Source organism: Caballeronia sp. LZ024 (assembly GCF_031451455.1).
Taxonomy (GTDB): Bacteria; Pseudomonadota; Gammaproteobacteria; order Burkholderiales; family Burkholderiaceae; genus Caballeronia; species Caballeronia telluris.
The window spans coordinates 684,760-704,738 of sequence record NZ_JARUXL010000004.1; the positions used below are offsets into that span (position 1 = coordinate 684,760).

The 19,979-nt window shown below is 68.1% G+C and carries 18 protein-coding genes and 3 riboswitches; of the genes, 9 read left to right on the forward strand and 9 right to left on the reverse strand.

The genetic code is table 11. From position 1 onward, the window contains the following. Positions 1–6: 6 nt before the first annotated feature. Genes cobM through cbiE form a run of 4 tightly spaced genes read right to left on the reverse strand, consistent with a single transcriptional unit; the run spans position 7 to position 3,804 of the window. A complete protein-coding gene (cobM, locus tag QCE48_RS25300; protein WP_309783053.1) occupies positions 7–732 on the reverse strand; it encodes a precorrin-4 C(11)-methyltransferase in 726 nt (241 codons plus the stop codon). Next, the gene (locus QCE48_RS25305) at positions 729–1,484 is read right to left on the reverse strand and encodes a cobalt-precorrin-6A reductase (protein ID WP_309783055.1); all 756 of its coding nucleotides are present in this window, start codon (positions 1,482–1,484) and stop codon (positions 729–731) included. Before QCE48_RS25305 ends, cobM begins: the two co-directional genes overlap by 4 nt. Then, entirely contained in the window at positions 1,481–2,578 is a 1,098-nt protein-coding gene (locus QCE48_RS25310) for a cobalt-precorrin-5B (C(1))-methyltransferase (protein ID WP_309783058.1), read from the reverse strand. Before QCE48_RS25310 ends, QCE48_RS25305 begins: the two co-directional genes overlap by 4 nt. Positions 2,579–2,601: 23 nt before the next feature. Beyond that, entirely contained in the window at positions 2,602–3,804 is a 1,203-nt protein-coding gene (gene cbiE, locus QCE48_RS25315) for a precorrin-6y C5,15-methyltransferase (decarboxylating) subunit CbiE (RefSeq protein ID WP_309783060.1), read from the reverse strand. An 82-nt stretch (positions 3,805–3,886) separates the two neighbouring features. Continuing rightward, a riboswitch (cobalamin riboswitch) is annotated at positions 3,887–4,064 on the forward strand. Positions 4,065–4,191: 127 nt separating this feature from the next. On the opposite strand from cbiE, the gene cobG reads away from it, so the two are divergent. The 4 genes from cobG to cobJ are packed head-to-tail and all read left to right on the forward strand — an operon-like array spanning position 4,192 to position 8,453. After that, a complete protein-coding gene (cobG, locus tag QCE48_RS25320; RefSeq protein ID WP_309783062.1) occupies positions 4,192–5,427 on the forward strand; it encodes a precorrin-3B synthase in 1,236 nt (411 codons plus the stop codon). Beyond that, positions 5,420–6,046, forward strand: coding sequence for a precorrin-8X methylmutase (locus QCE48_RS25325; RefSeq protein WP_116563145.1), 627 nt, complete (start codon positions 5,420–5,422; stop codon positions 6,044–6,046). The genes cobG and QCE48_RS25325 overlap by 8 nt, the downstream gene beginning before the upstream one ends. Next, the gene (locus tag QCE48_RS25330; RefSeq protein WP_309783069.1) at positions 6,043–6,771 is read left to right on the forward strand and encodes a precorrin-2 C(20)-methyltransferase; all 729 of its coding nucleotides are present in this window, start codon (positions 6,043–6,045) and stop codon (positions 6,769–6,771) included. The genes QCE48_RS25325 and QCE48_RS25330 overlap by 4 nt, the downstream gene beginning before the upstream one ends. Beyond that, complete coding sequence (gene cobJ, locus QCE48_RS25335; protein ID WP_309783070.1) at positions 6,759–8,453, forward strand: precorrin-3B C(17)-methyltransferase; 1,695 nt, start codon at positions 6,759–6,761, stop codon at positions 8,451–8,453. Before QCE48_RS25330 ends, cobJ begins: the two co-directional genes overlap by 13 nt. On the opposite strand, the gene QCE48_RS25340 is transcribed toward cobJ, so the two are convergent. From QCE48_RS25340 to cobW, 4 genes are all read right to left on the reverse strand, one after another. Next, positions 8,420–9,004: a VWA domain-containing protein gene (locus tag QCE48_RS25340; RefSeq protein ID WP_309783781.1), complete on the reverse strand. Its 585-nt coding sequence runs from the start codon at positions 9,002–9,004 to the stop codon at positions 8,420–8,422. The two genes, cobJ and QCE48_RS25340, sit on opposite strands and share 34 nt — an antisense overlap. A 113-nt stretch (positions 9,005–9,117) precedes the next feature. Next, on the reverse strand, positions 9,118–10,113 hold the full coding sequence (locus tag QCE48_RS25345) for an ATP-binding protein (RefSeq protein ID WP_309794341.1): 996 nt from the start codon (positions 10,111–10,113) through the stop codon (positions 9,118–9,120). Then, positions 10,110–13,868: a cobaltochelatase subunit CobN gene (gene cobN / locus QCE48_RS25350; protein WP_309783072.1), complete on the reverse strand. Its 3,759-nt coding sequence runs from the start codon at positions 13,866–13,868 to the stop codon at positions 10,110–10,112. The genes QCE48_RS25345 and cobN overlap by 4 nt, the downstream gene beginning before the upstream one ends. Before the next feature lie 4 nt (positions 13,869–13,872). After that, complete coding sequence (gene cobW / locus QCE48_RS25355) at positions 13,873–14,952, reverse strand: cobalamin biosynthesis protein CobW (protein ID WP_309783073.1); 1,080 nt, start codon at positions 14,950–14,952, stop codon at positions 13,873–13,875. A 102-nt stretch (positions 14,953–15,054) separates the two neighbouring features. Continuing rightward, a riboswitch (cobalamin riboswitch) is annotated at positions 15,055–15,351 on the reverse strand. Positions 15,352–15,407: 56 nt separating this feature from the next. Beyond that, positions 15,408–15,645, forward strand: a riboswitch (cobalamin riboswitch). Between the two features lie 156 nt (positions 15,646–15,801). Here cobW and cobA point away from each other — a divergent pair. From cobA to QCE48_RS25380, 5 genes are read left to right on the forward strand one after another with little or no spacing between them, the layout of a single operon-like run. Further along, entirely contained in the window at positions 15,802–16,584 is a 783-nt protein-coding gene (gene cobA, locus QCE48_RS25360; protein WP_309783075.1) for a uroporphyrinogen-III C-methyltransferase, read from the forward strand. Then, a complete protein-coding gene (locus QCE48_RS25365) occupies positions 16,581–17,003 on the forward strand; it encodes a cobalamin biosynthesis protein (RefSeq protein ID WP_309783077.1) in 423 nt (140 codons plus the stop codon). Before cobA ends, QCE48_RS25365 begins: the two co-directional genes overlap by 4 nt. Continuing rightward, positions 17,000–17,602: a cob(I)yrinic acid a,c-diamide adenosyltransferase gene (gene cobO / locus QCE48_RS25370; RefSeq protein ID WP_309783080.1), complete on the forward strand. Its 603-nt coding sequence runs from the start codon at positions 17,000–17,002 to the stop codon at positions 17,600–17,602. Before QCE48_RS25365 ends, cobO begins: the two co-directional genes overlap by 4 nt. Before the next feature lie 14 nt (positions 17,603–17,616). Continuing rightward, positions 17,617–18,915 carry a cobyrinate a,c-diamide synthase gene (locus QCE48_RS25375; protein ID WP_309783083.1) on the forward strand — a complete coding sequence of 433 codons (1,299 nt, stop codon included), beginning with the start codon at positions 17,617–17,619 and terminating at the stop codon, positions 18,913–18,915. Positions 18,916–18,917: 2 nt separating this feature from the next. Beyond that, a complete protein-coding gene (locus QCE48_RS25380) occupies positions 18,918–19,208 on the forward strand; it encodes a DUF1289 domain-containing protein (RefSeq protein WP_309783086.1) in 291 nt (96 codons plus the stop codon). Here QCE48_RS25380 and QCE48_RS25385 read toward each other — a convergent pair. Beyond that, positions 19,205–19,972, reverse strand: a complete 768-nt coding sequence (locus QCE48_RS25385; RefSeq protein WP_309783088.1) for a CbtA family protein — start codon at positions 19,970–19,972, stop codon at positions 19,205–19,207. The genes QCE48_RS25380 and QCE48_RS25385 overlap by 4 nt on opposite strands. Between the last annotated feature and the right edge of the window lie 7 nt (positions 19,973–19,979).

Genomic DNA, 19,979 nt, shown 5'->3' on the forward strand with positions numbered 1-19,979 from the left:
GTCGTCTCAAGCCTTCCGATAAAGCGACGAATCCGCGAAACCTTCAGCCGCAAGCACGCGCCCGACGACAATCAACGCCGTGCGCTCGATCCCCTTCGATTGCACCTTCAGCGCGATATCGGCAAGCGTGCCGAGCACTTTCTCCTCGTCCGGCCAGCTCGCGCGAAACACGACTGCGACCGGACAATCCGCGCCGTAATGCGGCAGCAGGTCGGCGACGATGCGCTCGATATGCCGCACGCCGAGATGGATCGCCAGCGTCGCGCGATGCCGCGCGAGATCGGCGAGCGCTTCGCCTTCGGGCATCGACGTCTTGGCGGCGTAGCGCGTGAGAATGACCGTCTGCGAGATGCCGGGCAGCGTGAGTTCGCAGCCGAGCGTCGCAGCCGACGCCGCCGCTGCCGTCACGCCCGGCACGATCTCGTAGGGAATCGCCAGCGCGTTCAGCCGCCGGATCTGCTCGCCGATCGCGCCGTACAGCGACGGATCGCCGGAATGCACGCGCGCAACGTCGTGACCGCGTGCGTGCGCGTCGCGCAGCAGCGCCACGATCGCATCCAGATCCAGTTCCGCCGTGTTCACCACCGTGTGCGCGGCGTGTCCCGACAGCACGGCCTCGGGCACGAGCGACCCGGCGAAGAGAATCACCGGGCACGAGCGGATCAGCCGCTGCCCCTTGACCGTGATGAGTTCGGGATCGCCGGGTCCGGCGCCAATGAAATAGACCGTCATCGTGAAACCTGCAACAAAGGTTGATCGGAAGGCAGCCAGCGCGCGAGCGCGTCGAGGGCGCTTGCCGTGTCGTCGAACTCGCGGGTCGCCGGGGGAAGTTCGGGCCTTTTCAGCATCACGACCGGCACGTGCAACTCGCGCGCCACCGCGAGCTTCGCCTCGGTCGCGCCGCCGCCGCTGTTCTTGCTGACCACGATCTCGATGCGCCGTTCTTCAAACAGCGCGCGTTCGCCTTCGATGGAAAACGGCCCACGCGCGCCGATGACCGTCGCGCGCGCGTTGCCCGCGTGGGCGTCCAGACAGCGGATCGTCCAGTGCTGCGACGGCGGTATCTCGTCGAGATGCGCAAGCGGCTCGCGCCCGAGCGTCCACAGCACCCGCCGATACGGCGCGATACGCGCGACGACTTCGTTCCAGCCGTCGGCATGGCGCCAGTCGTCGCCGGGTTGCGGCGTCCACGCCGGCCGCCGGATCGCCCAGCACGGCACGCCGGTCAAGGCGCTCGCCTCGCAGACATTGCGGCTCATTTGCGCCGCGTAAGGATGCGTCGCGTCGATCAGCAATCCGATGCCCTGCGCCACGACGAACGCCGCCAGCGCCCGCGCGCCGCCATATCCGCCGACGCGCACTTCGCAGACGAGATCCGCAGGCACGCGCCCGAGTCCCGCGAGACTGTAGACGTGTCCGGGACCGAGACGGCGCGCGATCGCGAGGGCGTCGCCGGTGCCGCCGAGAAGCAGTACGCGCGTCACGACGCCGCTCCGACGATGCGTCCTTGCCGGTCGATCGCGAACGCCTCCACGACGATGCCGTGCGGCACTACGCCGAGCGCCACGTCGCGAGCACGCGTGCACACGATATCGCCGAGTGCGATGGCTTGCGCCCGCGCGAGCGCGAGCGCTTCCTGACTCGTGTTCGCCGCGCGGATCGCGTCCTGCAACGCCTGATCCGCGCCCGCGTCGGCGGCCCACACGGCGAGCTGCGGCAGATCGATGCTCGAATTGCGGCTGTGCAGGTCCATGTGTCCGGCGGCGAGCTTGCTCATCTTGCCGAAGCCGCCGCAGAGGCTGAGTTTGCCGACTGGCGCGCGTCGCAGATGCTTGAGCACCGCGCCGGCGAAGTCGCCCATTTCGACGAGCGCGATGTCCGGCAGTCCGTAGTGCGCGCGCATCGCGTCCTCGCTCTGGTTGCCGGTGCACGCGGCGATGTGCGTGTAGCCGTTGGCGCGCGCGACGTCGATGCCCTGATGGATCGACGCGATATACGCCGAGCACGAAAACGGCCGGACGATGCCGGTCGTGCCGAGAATCGACAATCCGCCGACGATGCCGAGCCGCGGATTCATCGTCTTCTGGGCGAGCGCCTCGCCGTTCTCGACGCCGATCGTGACGTCGAAGCCGCCGGTAAAGCCGTGTTCGCGCGCGAGCGCTTCGATGTGGTCGGTCATCAATCTGCGCGGCACGGGATTGATGGCCGGCTCGCCGATCGCGAGCGCGAGGCCCGCGCGCGTAACCGTGCCGACGCCCGGCCCGGCGAAGAACCGCACGCCCGGTTTCGACGACAGCCGCACGCGCGCGAACACGATGGCGCCGTGCGTGACGTCGGGATCGTCGCCGGCGTCCTTCACCGTGGCCGCTTCCGCGATGTTGCTGTCGCCGGTCCCGTGCCGGCAGTAGACGAGCGGCATGACGACGACCTGCCCCTTCGGCAGCGTGATTTCCGCGCGCTCGCTCGCTTCGCCGCACAGCAGCAGCCGCGCGGCCGCGAGACTCGTCGCGGTGGCGCAACTGCCGGTGGTGTAACCGCTTCGGAGCGGCGCGGGATGTTCGGGCGTCTCGTCACGCATGGCTGGGTGGTCTCGATCCGAAGTCAGCGCTTGAACGCATGCAGCAGCGTGATCGGCAGCGCCTGACGCCAGGTATCGAAGGCGCCGAGCGGCTCGGCCTGCGCGACGCCGATGCGCGTCAGCTCGCCGCCATGCTGCTCGCGCCAGGCGATGAGCGTGGCTTCGCTTTGCAGCGTCACCGCATTGGCGACCAGCCGCCCGCCTGCACGCAGTCGCGACCAGCACGCATCGAGCACGCCCGGCACCGTCACGCCGCCGCCGATGAACACTGCGTCGGGCGCGGGCAGGCCGTCGAGCGCGCCGGGCGCCTCGCCCTCGATCAACTGCAAGCCCGGCACGCCGAGCGCGTCGCGATTGTGTTCGATCAGGCGCTGCCGTGCGCGATCCGCTTCGATCGCGATCGCGCGGCAGGACGGATGTGCGCGCATCCATTCGATACCGATCGAGCCGCAGCCCGCGCCGACGTCCCACAGCAGTTCGCCCGCGCGCGGCGCGAGCCGCGCGAGCGTGATCGCGCGGACATCGCGCTTGGTGAGCTGGCCGTCGTGGCGAAAAGCGTCGTCGGGAAGACCGGGGGTGAGCGGCAGGCCCGCGCCGTCGGCGTTCGCGCGGCATTCGACGGCCACCAGATTCAGCGCGGCGACGCTCGCGTGCGTCCAGTCGTCGGCACGGGCGTCGATGCGCCGCTCGTTCGCGCCGCCGAGATGCTCGAAGACGCTCATGCGGCTCGCGCCGAATCCGCGCGCGGCGAGCCACGCGGCGATCGCGGCCGGCGACGCGCCGTCGCTGCTCAAGACGAAGAGGCGCGCGCCGCGATCGAGCGATGCGTTGAGCGACGCGAGCGGCCGGCCGACGAGCGACACGCTCGCCACGTCCTGCAACGGCCACTGCAACCGCGCCGCCGCGAGCGACAGCGACGACGGCGCGGGCAACACACGCCACGCGTTCGCGTCGAGATGCCGCGCGAGCGTCCCGCCGACGCCGAACAGCATCGGATCGCCGCTCGCGAGCACGACGACCGGCCGGCTCGTTTCATGCAGCAGCGGTTCGACGGAAAACGGCTTCGGCCACGCCACGCGCCGCGCCCGCAGGCGCGCGGGCAGGAGCGCGAGATGCCGCTCGCCGCCGTAGACCGCGACGGCCGCGAGCAACGCGCGACGCGCATCGCGCCCGAGTCCGGCCCAGCCGTCTTCTCCGATTCCCACCACGGTCAGCCAGGGTGACATCCGCCGATCCTCGATTCCGGTTCTTTCATGTTTGACGCGCGCACGCAAGGGCGCGAGAAGCTTGGCGGGCGCTGAAAGCGGGCATAATACCCGCTTAGTCGGTGCCCGTTCGGGCCTAACAGGGAACACAGTGAAACTGTGGCTGCCCCCGCAATTGTACGCAGCGAGTCCGCGCTCCACTGCCACTGGTTTATACCGGGAAGGCCGGCGCGGATGGCGACCTGCCAGCCAAGAGACCTGCCGACACAGTGCTCGCGAGACGCCGATCGGGCGGGGTGTACCGATCCAGCCGTGACCGCGCGAGTCCACACGGGTTACGCTTTGACCACACATTCACACGCACCTGCGGCACCGCGAGCGTCGGCTTGTCCGGGGCTCGCGCGCATCGTGCCCGCGCGCGACGGCGGCCTGTGCCGCATTCGCCTGATGGGCGGCGAGCTGACTTCGGCGGCGGCGCACGTCGTCGCCGATGCCGCCGCGCGCCACGGTTCCGGCGTCATCGAAGCGACCAATCGCGCGAACCTGCAACTGCGCGGCATCCGCGACGACGCGCACGAAGCGCTCGTCGCGATGCTGCTCGATGCCGGTCTCGGCCCGGCGACACCCGGCGCCGACGACATCCGCAACCTGCTGCTGAGCCCCATCGCCGGCAACGAAACGCGCACGCTCGCCGAACAGATCGTCGCGGAGATGCAGCGCGACGTGCGGCTCCATGCGCTCTCGCCGAAGTTCGCGTTGCTGCTCGATGGCGGCGAGCGGCTCGCGATGCTCGATCATCCGCACGACATCTGGCTCGCGGCAATGGACGACGGCGCGCGTTTCGCATTCGGGCTTGCGGGGTGTCCGCCAGTCGCGCCCGACGATGCGCCCGCCATCGGCTCGGTCGAACGATCGCAGGCGGTGCCGCTCGTGCTCGCGCTGCTGCACGCGTTCCTCGGCCTCGCCGCGCCCGAGCAGGCGCGCATGCGCGATCTGCTCGACGCGGATTCCGTCGAACGCGTTCTGGCTGCGCTCGACGTTCCCTTCATGCGCGACGCGCGCGCGTGGCGCCGTGCTCCCGCCGATCCGGCGTTGCGCTTAGGCGCCCATGCGCAAGCCGGGCACGACGCGACGCACGTAGGCGCGCAACTGCCGCTCGGACGGCTGTCCGTAGCGTCGCTGCGTGCGCTCGCGGAACTCGCCGAAACCCACGGTTCATCCATCCTGCGCATGACGCCGTGGCAAAGCGTGCTGCTGCCCGGCGTCGAAGCGGCGCACGCGCCGTTTGTCCTCGACACGATGCGCGCGCTCGGCTTCGCCACTTCGCCTGACGCGCCGCTCGCGCGCGTGATCGCGTGCGCGGGTTCGCCGGGCTGCGCGCGCAGTCCCGCCGACACCAAAGCCGACGCGCTGCGCCTCGCCGACCGCCTGCCGCCGGGCACGGGCGAAGTCCATCTGAGCGGCTGCGCGCGTTCGTGCGCGGCGGCGCGGCCCATCGCGACGACGCTCGTCGCCGTGTCGCCCGGCCGCTACGACCTTTTTCAGCACGCAGCGCAATCGAACACGGACGCGCGCTGCATCGCCCGCAACATCACGATCGAAGAGGCGGCCGCCTGGCTCGCCCGGAGCACTGCCGATGCTTGATTACATTCGCGATGGACAGGAAATCTATCGCCAGTCGTTCGCGACGATCCGCGCCGAAGCGAATCTCGCCGCCATTCCGGCCGACCTCGAAAAGCTCGCGGTGCGCGTGATTCACGCGTGCGGCATGGTCGACGCCATCGACGACCTGCGTTTTTCGCCGGGCGCGGGCGCGGCGGGCCGCGAAGCGCTCGCGGCCGGCGCGCCGATTCTCTGCGACGCGCGCATGGTCGCCGAAGGCATCACGCGCGCGCGGCTGCCGGCGAACAACCGCGTGATCTGCACGCTCGCCGACGCGTCCGTGCCCGAACGCGCCCGCGCGCTCGGCAACACGCGCTCGGCGGCAGCCGTCGAACTGTGGCTGCCGGATCTGGCGGGCAGCGTCGTCGCGATCGGCAATGCGCCGACCGCCCTCTTTCACCTGCTCGACCTGATCGATGCGGGCGCGCCCAAGCCCGCGCTGATTCTCGGCTTTCCGGTCGGTTTCATCGGCGCGGCGGAGTCGAAGGCGATGCTCGCCGCCGACAGCCGTGGCGTGCCGTTCGTCGCGTTGCAGGGACGGCGCGGCGGCAGCGCGATGGCCGCGGCCGCCGTCAACGCGCTCGCCACGGAGGCCGAATGATGAGCGGGCGTCTCTATGGTCTCGGCGTCGGTCCGGGCGATCCGGAACTCATCACGGTGAAGGCGCTGCGCCTCCTGAAAGCTGCGCCGGTGGTCGCGTACTTCGTCGCGAAGGGCAAGAAGGGCAACGCGTTCGGCATCATCGAGGCCCATCTCGACGACGCACAGACGCGCCTGCCGCTCGTGTATCCGGTGACGACAGAAGCGCTCGAACCGCCGCTTTGCTACGAGACGATCATCAGCGCGTTCTACGACGAATCGGCGCTCGCGATTGCCGATCATCTCGAAGCGGGACGCGACGTCGCGGTGATCTGCGAAGGCGATCCGTTCTTCTACGGCTCGTACATGTACCTGCACGACCGGCTCGCGGAGCGCTTTCACGCGCATGTCGTGCCGGGCGTGTGTTCGATGCTCGGCGGCGTGGCCGTGCTCGGCGCGCCGCTCGTGTATCGCAACCAGAGCTTGGCGGTGCTCTCGGGCGTGCTGCCCGAGGACGAACTGCGGCGCCGTCTCGGAGCCGCCGATGCCGCGGTCGTCATGAAGCTCGGCCGCAACTTCGAGAAAGTGCGGCGCGTCCTGGTCGAACTCGGGCTCGCGGAACGGGCGCTGTATGTGGAACGCGCGACGATGGCGAATCAGCGCATCGTGCCGCTCGATGAAGTCGATCCGATGGCGTCGCCGTATTTCTCGCTGCTGGTCGTGCCGGGGGAAAAATGGCAGGCTTGAACCGGGACGTGGCGATTGTCGCGATCGTCGTGCTTGGCCCGGGTGCGCTCGATACCGCACGTCGCATCCAGTCGGCTTATTCCGGCGCGAAGGTACACGGACTCGCGCGCCGCGTCGTTGAAGCCGATGTCGCTTTCACGGAACTCGGCGCGCATTTGCGCGCGCTGTATGCGGCCGGCACGCCGATCGTCGCGTTGTGCTCGGCGGGCATCGTGATCCGCGCGATCGCGCCGTGTCTCGCGAACAAGGGCGCCGAGCCGCCGGTGCTCGCGGTGGCCGAGGATGGCAGCGCGGTCGTGCCGCTCGTCGGCGGGCTGTCCGGCGTGAACGTCATGGCACGCGAGATCGCCAGGGCGCTCGACACCGCGCCCGCGATCACGACGAGCGGCGAATTACGCTTCGGCACGTGCCTGCTGAATCCGCCGGAAGGCTACGTCCTCGCCGATATCGAGCACGGCAAGCGCTTCGTGTCCGACCTGCTCGCGGGCGCTCCGATGCGCATCGAAGGCGCCGCGCCCTGGCTCGACGATGCCGGCCTGCCGCGCGCCCCGGACGCACGGCTCGCGATTCGCGTGACTTCGCGCATCGCGCGCCCGGGCGAAGGTGACGACCTGATGATTCATCCGCGCTGCGTCGTCGCGTGGGTCGGCGAAGCTTCGCGCGGCGACATTGCCGAACGGGTGCGCCTCGCGTTGCGCGAACACGGCATCGCGCCGCTTTCGCTCGCGGTGCTGCTGGCGCCATTGCGCGACGCGGCCTCGGAACCGCTCGCCGAAGCCGCGCGAACGCTCGGCGTGCCGCTGCGTTTCAACGCGGAACCGCCAACGGACGCGAGCGAGCGCTTCGTGTCGCAGGACATCGTGCTCGCGGTGTCGGCACGTCCCGTCGATCCGTCGACGACCGGCCGCGCGCGCGGCAAGCTGACCGTGATCGGTCTCGGCCCGGGCAGCGCGGACCTGATGGTGCCGGCGGCGAAGCAAGCGCTCGCGCAAGCCGACGACATCCTCGGCTACGACACCTATGTGCGGATGGCGGGCCCGTTTCGCGACGATCAGCGCGTCCACGGGAGCGACAACCGCGAAGAGATGCAGCGCGCGCGCCATGCGTTCGAACTCGCGAGCGAAGGGCGCCGGGTCGTGGTCGTATCGTCGGGCGACCCCGGCGTGTTCGCGATGGCGGCGGCCGTGCTCGAAGCCCTCGACCAAGCGCACGCGCGCGAGCCCGCATGGACGAGCGTCGAACTCGAGATCGTGCCCGGCGTCTCGGCCGCGCTCACGACGGCCGCGCGCGCGGGCGCGCCGCTCGGCCACGACTTCTGCATGCTGTCGCTGTCGGACAATCTGAAACCGTGGTCGATCATCGAAACGCGGCTCCGGCACGCGGCCGAGGCCGATCTCGTGATGGCGTTCTATAACCCGGTGTCGCGGGCGCGGCCGTGGCAACTGGATCGTGCGCTCGACATCGTGCGCGCGTATCGCGCGGGCGCAACGAAGGTGGTGCTCGGGCGCGACGTCGGCAGGCCGGGCGAGACGCTCGTCACGACGACGCTCGACGCCTTGCGCTCGGATCAGGTGGACATGCGCACGATGGTGATCGTCGGCTCGTCGACGACGCGCGGCTTTCCGAAGGACGCGAAAAGCGAGTGGGTCTATACGCCGCGCTGGTACTGTGAGAAACCGTAGACAAGGTCGTCGGCGCTGCTGTACTGCGCGTCCCACGCCTCGGCGAGCGACGCGCAGCGACCGAGCCGAATCGCATCGCGCTCGAAATCGACGATGACGACGCGGTCCGCATCGACGGGACGCGACGGCGTATCCGACGTGCGGCCATCCGTCAGGAGCCACAGCCAGCGCTCCTGCGCGGGCCGCTTGCGCGACGCGCGCGCGAGCACGTTCGCGGCGGTACGCACGCCGAGCGCGAGCGGCGTGCCGCCACCGCCGCCGATCGGCGCGACCCAGTGCTCGTTCCACCAGTGCGCCGCGCCCGGCTGACGACGCACTTCGGCCCGCCCGCCGCCGAAACACACGAGCGCCACCTCCGCCCGCTCGCGATACGCCCGGTCGAACAGCGCGACGAGCAGCCCCTTCGCCAGCGCGAGCCGCTTGCCCGCGAGCATCGAACCGGAGCAGTCCAGCACGAAACAATAGAGCGCCGCGCCCTCGCCGCCCTTGCGGCGAAACCGGACATGCCGCGCTTCGAGCGGCGCATGCCGTTTCGCGCGCAAGGTCTGCATCCAGTCGATGGAACGGCTCGCGCGGCCTTCGCGCGTGATCGTGCGTCCCGCCGGCTGCGATTCGAGCCATCGAAGGCGGCCTGCCTCGGCTTCCGGCCCCGGCCTTCGATGGCTCAGGCTTTTTTTGGCTGCAACGGCCTTACGTTCTTGACCGTCGCGGTTTCGACGGGTTCGGGCGGCAGATAGCCCCAGTCCGCGTCGCTTGCTGGCGGATTTGCGTGCGCTTGTGACTGAGATTGTTGCGGCTTCTCGCCCTCGCGCCGTCGATGCTTCAGCACGGATTGAGCGATGCGCTCCACATGTTCTACACCGATCGCATGCGCACTTTCGAATGCCGCGAGCGCACGCGCCGCGCGCAGCATCACGAGATCGGCGCGCAGTCCGTCGACCTGCGCCGCGATGCAAAGCTCGCTCACGCGCGCGTGGACGGCATCGTCGAAATCGAGGTTCGCGAGTTGCGCGCGCGCATCGTGGATGCGCTGCGCGAGCGCCGCCTGCTCGCGTGCGTGACGCTCGCGAAACGCCTGGCTGTCGGTATCGAACGCGAGGCGCGCCTTGACGATGTCCTGCCGCACCGACGCCTCGAAGCAATTGCCGAGTTCCACCGCAAGCCCGAAGCGGTCGAGCAGTTGCGGACGCAGTTCGCCTTCTTCCGGATTCATCGTGCCGATCAGCACGAAGCGCGCTTCATGCCGATGCGAGATGCCGTCGCGCTCGACCGTATTCACCCCGCTCGCGGCGACGTCGAGCAACTGATCGACGAGCGGATTCGGCAGCAGGTTCACTTCGTCGACATAGAGCACGCCGCGATGCGCCTTTGCGAGCAAACCGGGCGAGAACTTCACGCCGCCATCGCGCAGTGCGCTTTCGATGTCGAGCGTGCCGATCAGTTGCTCCTCGCTCGCGCCGAGCGGCAGCGTGACGAACCGGCCTTCGGGCAGCAGTTCGGCGAGCGCGCGCGCCGCCGTCGACTTCGCCGTGCCGCGCGGGCCGGTGACGAGCACGCCGCCCAACGCCGGATCGACGGCGGCGAGCAACAGCGCCTCTTGCAACGGCTGCTGCCCGACCAGCGCAGCGAAGGGAAATACGGAAGATTCGTTCAAGGTCATTGGCCTTCGAGTTGCTGTTCGGCGTCGAGCAGATGCCGCTCGACTTGCGCGCGATAGTCGCCGGGGTGTTGCCACAGACCGCGCTGCATCGCTTCGGTCAGCCGCTCGCAGATCGAATGCAGCGCGTGTGGATTGTGGCGCTGCATGAACGCACGCGTGTCGGCGTCGTTCACGTAGGCATCGGTGACGAGCGCGTACTGATGATCCGACACCACGCGCGCGGTCGCATCGTAGCCGAACAAATAATCCACGGTGGCCGCCAGCTCCGACGCGCCCTTGTAGCCGTGTCGCTTCACGCCGTCGATCCACTTCGGGTTCACCACGCGCGAGCGGATCACGCGCGCGATCTCTTCGTTCAGCGTGCGGATGCGCGGCGCGGCGGGGTTGCTGTGATCGGCGTTGTACGCCTCCGGCTGCGCACCCGACAGATGCCTGACCGCCGCGACCATGCCGCCCTGGAACTGGTGATAGTCGTTCGAATCGAGCAGATCGTGCTCACGGTTATCCTGGTTCTGCACGACCACATCGATGCCTGCGAGCCGCGCGCCGAACGTCTCCCGCGCGTCGATACCGTCGCCGGCCTGCGAATACGCGTAGCCGCCCGCGCTCTGAAACGCGCGCGACAGGTCGCCGTCGTCCTGCCATTGCTTCGCGTCGATCAGTTCCTGCAGGCCCGCGCCATACGCACCGGGCTTCGTGCTGAACACGCGCCAGCCGGCACGCGCACGCGCTTCCTTCGCGTCGATGCCGCGCGCGACGAGTTTGTCGCGCTCGCGCATGATGCGCGCGCGGATCGGGTTGAGGTCTTCGGGCTCGTCGTCGAGTTCGGCGATCGCCTGCACGGCCGCGTCGAACAGATGCATGAGGTTCGCGAACGCATCGCGGAAGAAGCCCGACACGCGCAAGGTCACGTCGATGCGCGGACGGTTGAAGATCGTGATCGGCAGGATCTCGAAGTCGGTCACGCGATGGCTGCCCGCCGCCCACTTCGGGCGCACGCCCATCAGCGCGAGCGCCTGCGCGATGTCGTCGCCGCCGGTGCGCATCGTCGCTGTTCCCCACACCGAGAGCCCGACCGCGCGCGGATAGTCGCCATGATCCTGGAGATGCCGTTCGATCAGCAGATTCGCCGACTTGAGGCCGATCGACCAGGCCGCTTGCGTCGGCAGCGCGCGCGTGTCGACGGAGTAGAAGTTGCGGCCGGTCGGCAGCACGTCGGGGCGCCCGCGCGAAGGCGAGCCGCTCGGGCCCGGCGGCACGAAGCGTCCTTCGAGCCCGCGCCGAAGCTGCATGAGTTCTTGCGGCCCGCATGCGTCGAGACGTGTCAGCAAGTCGCCTTGCAGGCGCTCAAGGACGAGCGATGTCGCGGGCCATGCGTCCGGCGCTTGCGAAGCGTCGAGCAGCTTCGTCGCGAGCAGTTCGAGACGTTCGCGCGTGTCGCCGTGATGACGCCACGCCGCCTCCGTCACGTCGAGCAGCGCGGCGGGACGCGGTCCGGTCCACGGCGCGGCCCAGTCGGCGTCGAGCGGATTGAACGCGTCGCCGAGTTGCAGGTCGCGTGCGAGTGCGGTGAGCAGACTCGCGTTCGCGCCCTGCGCGTCGCCGACAGGAAAGCGGCCGAGCGCGAGCAGCGTGTCGCGCCGCTGCACGCCTTGCGGCGACGCGCCGAACGTATGCAGGCCGTCGCGGATCTGCGCTTCCTTCAATTCGCAGAGATAGGCGTCGGTGCGCGTGAGGAGCGCGTCGTCATCGGCGGCGGCGAGCCCGAGTTCTTCGTGCAGCCGTTGCGCGACGATGCCTTCGAGGATCGACTTGCGCAGCAGCTTCGCGCGGCGCGGATCGACCATCAGCGCTTCGTAGTATTCGTCGACCTGCCGTTCGAGGTCCTGCAACGGCCCGTAGTTTTCGGCGCGCGTGAGCGGCGGCATCAGATGATCGACGATCACCGCCTGCGCGCGGCGCTTCGCCTGACTGCCCTCGCCCGGATCGTTGACGATGAACGGGTACAGATGCGGCATGGGTCCGAGCGTCAGGTCCGGCCAGCATGAACCGGAGAGCGCCATGCTCTTGCCCGGCAGCCATTCGAGATTGCCGTGCTTGCCGACGTGCACGATCGCATCGACGGAAAAACGCCCGCGCAGCCAGAAATAGAACGCGAGATAGGAATGCGGCGGAACGAGCTCCGCGTCGTGATAGCTCGCGTAGTCGCCGCGTTCGCGCGATCGCGCGGGCTGGATGCCGACGAAGACTTCGCCGCAACGCCAGCCCGCGATCATGAAGCGGCCGCGTCGAACCGTCGGGTCCGCTTCGGGCGGTCCCCAACGTTCGTTCAGCTCTTGCTGCACATTCGCGGGCAGCTTGTGGAATGCATCGAGATAGTCGTCGAGCGCGAGGCTTTGCAGCGCGGGACGCAGGTCGCGCACGACCGGATCGTTGGTCACGCCTTCGGTCAGCGCGCGCATCAGCGCGTCGCCATCGGCGGGAAGCGGACCGACGCGATAGCCCGCATCGCGCAGCATCGTCATGATGTTGACGACCGACGCCGGCGTATCGAGCCCGACACCGTTGCCGATGCGACCTTCGGAAAGCGGATAGTTCGCGAGGATCAGCGCGACGCGCTTCTGCGCATTCGCGGTCGATCGCAGATGAGACCATCGGCGGCTCAGTTCGGCGACGAAACGCACGCGTTCGTGGTCCGGCTGATAACGCACGACATCCACCTGCGTGTGCTTGCAGTGATACGCGAGCCCCTTGAAGCTGATCGCGCGCGTGATGATGCGGCCGTCGACTTCGGGCAGCGCGACATGCATCGCGACATCGCGCGAGTTCAGACCGTGGTTGTCCTTCAGCCAGTCGTCGCGATTGCCGCCGCTCAGGATCACCTGAAGCACCGGCGCATCGCCTGCCAGTTCGAACGGCGCCGGATCGTCGATCACGCCGGCGGCGAACGCCGTCGTATTCAGCACGAGCGATGCGCGATGATCCGCGCACAACTGCTGCACGACTTCGCGGCTCACCGCGTCCTTCAGCGACGACATCGCGATCGGCAACGGATTCATGCCCTCGGCTTCGAGCGCGTCGACGAGCGCATCGAACACGGCCGTATTGCCCGATTGCAGATGCGCGCGATAGAACAGTATCGCCACCACCGGCGCGCCTTCGGTCCAGCGCGCGCGCCAGTCGTCGATGGTCGCCACTTCGCGTGCCGGATGATAAAGCGCGACCGTGGGCAACGCGCTCGGCGCACGCGCTTCGCGGCCCCAGCCGAACGCGCGATGACCGATCGCGCGCAAGAACTCTTCCGCGTTCTGCGCGCCGCCTTCGCGCAGATAACGCCAGAGTTCGTGGCAGAACGCGGGATCGGCCGTGCTCTTCGCGACGAGGTTCGGGTCTTCCTGAAGGTCGCCGGAGAACATCACGAGCGTCTGCTTCTCACGCTTCGCGAGCGCGACGATGCGTTCGATACCGTAGGGCCAGTAGGCTTCGCCGCCAAGATGGTCCACGATCACGACGCGCGCATGGCGCAACACATCGTCGACGTAGAAGTCCACCGACGCCGGTTGGCGCAGGAACGCCTGGTTCGCGAGCCGCACCGCCGGAAAGCCCGCTTCCAGACGCGGCACCGCGCTCGCGAGCAGCGAGAGCGTGGTGTCGGCGGAACTCAGCACGACGATCGGCGCGGGCGTCTGCTCGATGCGCATGACGCCCGCTGCGTCATCGACGAATCCGCCCGGCGTCGTGCGCAGCAGATGCATCGCCTTACGCCTGCGCAGGAACGCGGGACAGCGCGGACGTCAGCGCTTCCTGCAACGCGGGCTGGTCGAGATCCTCGCCGATCAGCACGAACCGGCTTGCCGCTTCGCCTGCTTTCCAGCGGCGGTCGAAGTAACTGTCGAAGCGCTTGCCGACGCCCTGCACGACGAGCCGCATCGGCGCGCCCGGCAGCGCGGCAAAACCCTTCACGCGATAAATCGTGTTCGCTTCGACGAGCATCTGCAACGCCGCGACGACCTGCTCGCGCGACTCCACTTGCGCGCTCACGACGACCGAATCGAAGTCGTCGTGATGATGATCGGCGTGGCCTTCTTCATCGGGCGAGCCGTGGTGATCGTGGCGCAGATGGATCGTGTCTTCCGACGCGGATTGCAGCCCGAGCAACGCATGCAGGTCAAGCTGTCCCATGTGCGCGGGCACGATTTTCACTTCGGCCGGAATCTCGCCGCGAATCAGCGCTTCGACCTTGGCCTGCGCGGTTTCGTCGATGAGATCGGTCTTGTTGAGGATCACGAGATCGGCCGATGCCAACTGGTCTTCGAACAACTCGTGCAGCGGCGATTCATGATCGAGATTCGGATCGGCGCGCCGCTGCGCATCGACGGCTTGCGGGTTCGCGGCGAACTGGCCGCTCGCCGCAGCCGGTCCGTCAACGACGGTCACGACGGCATCGACCGTGAACGCATTCTTGATCGACGGCCAGTTGAACGCCTGCACGAGCGGCTTCGGCAACGCGAGCCCGGACGTCTCAATCAGCACGTGATCGATGGCATCGCGCCGCTCGACGAGCTGCTCCATGACCGGATAGAACTCTTCCTGCACGGTGCAGCAGAGGCACCCGTTCGCAAGCTCATAGAGATTGCGTTCGCCCGACGACGGTTCATCTTCGCAGCCGATGCCGCAGCCCTTGAGAATCTCGCCGTCGATGCCAAGCTCGCCGAATTCGTTGACGATCACTGCAATGCGCAGACCATTGGCGTGCGAGAGAATATGCCGCATGAGCGTGGTCTTGCCGCTGCCGAGAAAGCCGGTTACGACCGTCACCGGGATTTTGCGCGTTTGCATCCGTTGCTCCGTGAGTGTTCTGCTGCGCCCTGGCGATACGTGTCATGCGCGAAGCGCCAGGCGTCATGAGGAATTGAACCGCGCGCCGCATCCCCGCGACGACGATCCGTTCTGTTGTCTGGCCGGTATCCGGGCTGACGAAAACGCCGCTTCACCTTCCCGCGCGATGGGCATGACAAACGCGCAGTGGAGCAATGCAGATGCGGCGAACGCACGTGCACCGAAGCCGGCATGGCCGCGCGCGCGACATCGATACGATGCGCGACGTGCGGCTTTCGCTTACCGTTGCGGGGGCAGCGCAGGTTGGCGACGATCCGTGGCGGACCGGACGCTTCCTGCTTCCCGTTTAACCGCGCGCGAAGAGCAACGCGCGCGAGCACCAGAATGCGAGCAAGTCTAGGCTGCAAGCGCACGAGCGTCAAGAAAGGACGCCCCTTCCCGCGCCCCTCCTGTGTTATCTTTCCCCCGCGTCTGGTGCTCATGCGCGGCTCGTCGAGGCCCGCATAGTCAAACGGGAAACAGGAGCACAATAGCCTCAGGGCCAAGTGCCAATCTGTGCTGTCCCCGCAACGGTACGCGACTAGCGGCTCAACCTGCCGCGCATTCTCTTCACGGCCACTGCGAGGCGACGAGCGGGAAGGCGAACGGAGTGAGTCGCAAGCCCGGATACCGGCCAGCGCAAGTGGCCGGCAACGCGTGCATCGCACCGTTGCCCTGGCCGAACGCCCGCGTCCGCGAGGGACGGACCGCGGTGCGCACTGCATCCCAGACGCATCACATGAATCCAGCTATCGCGCGCGAACGTGCGGAACCTGCATGGCGCCATCGCCCGAACCGGCGAGGTGCCGCATGACCGCGCCGCAAGGCCGCGTCGACCTGATCGGCGCAGGCCCCGGCGACGTCGAACTGATGACGCTCAAGGCCGTCAAGGCGCTGTCGGAAGCCGACGTCGTGCTCGTCGACGATCTCGTCAGCCCCGACGTGCTCGCGTTCGCCCGCAGCGATGCGCTCATCACCTATGTGGGCAAGCGCGGCGGCCAGCCTTCGACACCGCAGCCCGTCATCCTCGAACTGATGCTCGCGCACGTGCATGCGGGACGCCGCGTCGCGCGACTGAAGGGCGGCGATCCGTTCGTGTTCGGGCGTGGCGGCGAGGAAATGCAGGCGCTCGCCGCCGAGGGCGTGCAGGTCGGCGTGATCCACGGCATCACTGCGGGCATCGCGGCACCGGCCGCCATCGGCATTCCGCTCACGCATCGCGATCATGCGATGGGCGTCGTGTTCGTGACGGGGCATGGCGCAAGCAAGGATGCCGGCAGCGGCGACGGCAGCCGGGAACCCGACTGGGCCGCGCTCGCCGCGACAAAAATGACGCTCGTCATCTATATGGGCATGCGGCGGCTTGCTGACATCGTCGCGGCGCTGATCGCGGCCGGCCTCGATCCGCAGACGCCCGCCGCCGCCATCGAAGCCGCCACGCGTCCCGAACAGCGTCATCTGCTTGCGCCGCTCGAAAAGCTGCCCGATGCCGTCAAGGCGGCCGCGCTCGGCGCGCCCGCCATCGTCGTGATCGGATCGGTGGCGGGACTCGGCATCGCAAGCGCGCTCGATGCATCGGCAGGCACGTCATGACGACGCTTTCCATCGTGCTCGGCATCGGCTGCCGGCGCGGCGTGAGCGTCGAGGAGATCGAAGCCGCCGTGCAGCGTGCACTCGATGCGCTCGATGCGCCCGGCGCGCATGCACTCGCCAACGTGCGCGCGGTGGCGAGCATCGAAGGCAAGTCCGACGGGGCCGCGCTGCTCGCGTTCTGCGAGCGCCATCGCCTGACGCTGCAGCTTTTCACGGCGCAACAGATCGAAGGCGTCGACACGCACGCACGGGCGTCCGCGCAGGTCCGCAAGCATCTGGGCGTCGGCGGTGTCTGCGAACCGTGCGCGCTGCTCGCGTCGCACGAGGGACGCATCGTCGTGCCGAAGACGATCGTCGACGATGTGACCGTCGCCATCGCCGCCGATCACTCAATTCATCATTCGAAGAGCCACGCATGAAAACCGATACCGAATCGCACCTGCGCATGACGCAGCGTCGCAAGGAAGGCCACGAGAAGAAGCAGGCCGCCGCCGATCACGAGAAGGGCCTGCTGATCGTCAACACCGGCAACGGCAAGGGCAAGACGACGGCCGCGTTCGGCATGGCCGTGCGCGTGCTCGGCCACGGGATGAAGCTCGGCGTCGTGCAGTTCATCAAGGGCGCGCTGCATACGTCCGAGCGCGATTTCCTCGGCGCGATCGCGAACTGCGACTTCGTCACGATGGGCGACGGCTACACCTGGAACACGCAGAACCGCGAGGCCGACATCGCCACCGCGAGGAAGGGCTGGGACGCCGCGTGCGACATGATCAAGAGCGGCGAGTACCAGATGGTCGTCCTCGACGAGCTCAACACGGTGCTTAAGTACGAATACCTGCCGCTCGATGAAGTGCTTGGCGTGCTGAACGCGCGGCCCGCGACGCTGCATGTGGTCGTCACCGGCCGTCATGCGCCCGATGCGCTGATCGAAGCCGCCGATCTCGTCACCGAGATGCGGCTCGTCAAGCATCCGTATCGCGAGCAGGGCGTGAAGGCGCAACGCGGCGTCGAGTACTGAAGGCGATCGATCCGATGCACACCTGCCCCGCCCTTTTCATCAGCGCGCCTGCCTCGCATCAGGGCAAGACCACGGTTACCGCCGCGCTCGCGCGCCATCACACGCGGCAAGGGCTGCGCGTGCGCGTGTTCAAGACCGGTCCCGACTTCCTCGACCCGATGATCCTCGAACGCGCGTCGGGGTCGCCCGTCTACTCGCTGCATCTCTGGATGGTGGGAACCGGCGCGTGCCGCGCGCTGCTGGCCGATGCCGCGCGCGAGGCCGACCTGATCCTGATCGAAGGCGTGATGGGTCTCTTCGACGGCACGCCGAGCAGCGCCGATCTCGCCATCGCGTTCGGCGTGCCGGTGCTCGCCGTGATCGGCGCGCACGGCATGGCGCAGACCTTCGGCGCGGTCGCATTCGGGCTCGCGCGTTATCGTCCCGAGTTGCCGTTTCATGGCGTGCTCGCGAACAAGGTGGCGTCCGCGCGGCATGCGCAGATGGTCGGCGAAGCGTTGCCCGAAGGCTTGCGCTATTGCGGGCATCTGTCGAATGCCGCCGACATCGCGCTGCCCGACCGTCATCTCGGTCTCACGCAGGCGGCGGAAATCGCCGATCTGGACGCGCGTCTCGATCGCGCGGCCGACGCCATCGCGAAGACCGCGCTCGGCGAGTTGCCGCCCGCGGTCACATTCGAGGACCAGGCGCACGACGCGCCGCCGCGTCTTCTCGACGGCATGCGCATCGCCATCGCGCGCGATGCCGCGTTCTCGTTCATCTATCCCGCGAACCTCGACCTGCTTCACGCGATGGGCGCGCGCGTCGAAACGTTCTCGCCGCTCGCCGACGAACCCGTGCCGGACGATGCCGACGCGCTTTATCTTCCCGGCGGCTATCCCGAACTGCACGCGGCGACGCTCGTGCACAATGCGCGCTCGGCGGCCTCGATCAGGAAGCACACGCAGCGCGGACGAACGGTCGTAGCGGAATGCGGCGGCATGCTTTATCTGCTCGATGCGCTGAAGACGATCGACGGTGCGCAGCACACAATGCTTGGCCTCATCCCCGGCGAAGCCGCGATGCAGCCGCGCCTTACACGGCTCGCGATGCAGCGCATCGAAACGTCGCACGGCACGCTGACCGGCCACACGTTTCACTATTCGAGCGTCGCCACACCGATGCAGCCGCTTTTGACCGCGACGCACGCGACCACCGGCGCGGCGGGCGAAGCGCTGTACCGGCGCGGAGCGGTCATCGCGACGTACATGCACGCTTACTGGCCGTCGAATCCGGCTGCCGCTGCCGCGCTCTTTCGCGGCGAACCGCTATGACAATGACCCCTGCAACGATCGTCGAAAAAGAACCGCCGCTCGAACTCGCCTTTACGATCGAGCGCGCGAAATCGCAGCAGCCGATCGGCTCGCCGTGCACGAACGTGTGCCGCCTCGATCAGGCGACGGGCCTCTGCGAAGGATGCTTCAGGAATCGCGCGGAGATCAAGGCGTGGAAGACGATGGACGACGCGGCGAAACTCGCGCTCTTCGATACGCTCGTCGAGCGGCATGAAAAAAGGCGGCTCGACGAGCCGCCTTTCGATTCGATCGACCCGCCGATCGAGCATTAAGCGTGTGCCACGCGCCGCGCCGGCGCGCGTTCCAGCTCGCGCGCGGCGAGCACGCCGAAGACCAGTCCGAGCGTCGACCAGAGCAGCGCCTGAATGCCGAGCGCCGCGATGCGGAAGTTCCACAGCAGCGAGGCGGAGAAGTCCGCCGGCACTTCGTCGATGGTAGGCAGCACGAACTGCACGACCGCGATCAACACGACATACACGGCACTCGCGATCAAGGTCGCGTTCCATCCGCCATGCTGCGCGCGCATGCGCTTTTGCAGCCATACGGCGAGCACCGCCGCAGCAATCGACATCGCGACCATGCCGAAGAAAAGCGCCGTGCGCGCGCCGATCGTCTCCGGATCGCCGACTGCGGGCGGATTCGGCGGGTATTTGATGAACGGCACCACCGCGACGCTCACGAAGCCGAAGAGCGCGAGCAGCGCCGACGTGCCGCGTGCGCGCAACGCGCCGAGGCGTCCATACGCGAATGCAAAGACGAGCGAGAACAGCCCGCCGAGCGCCGTGCCGAACACCGCGACGCCCGTGAGCAACCCGAGTCCCGCCTGCGTGCCGCGGCTCACGAGTTCCTCTTCATCGCCGTGGTTGTGCGAAGCGCCCGCCGCCTGATCATGCGAATGTTCCGCATGCTCGTGCTGCGCTTCGAACGCGATGGCGCGCGTGACCGGCGGCTCGCCGAACATCTTCGCAAACCCGAAGCCGATGAGGCCCGCGATCAATCCCGCGATCATGCCGCGTATCAACAGAGTGCGAATCATCGTGCGT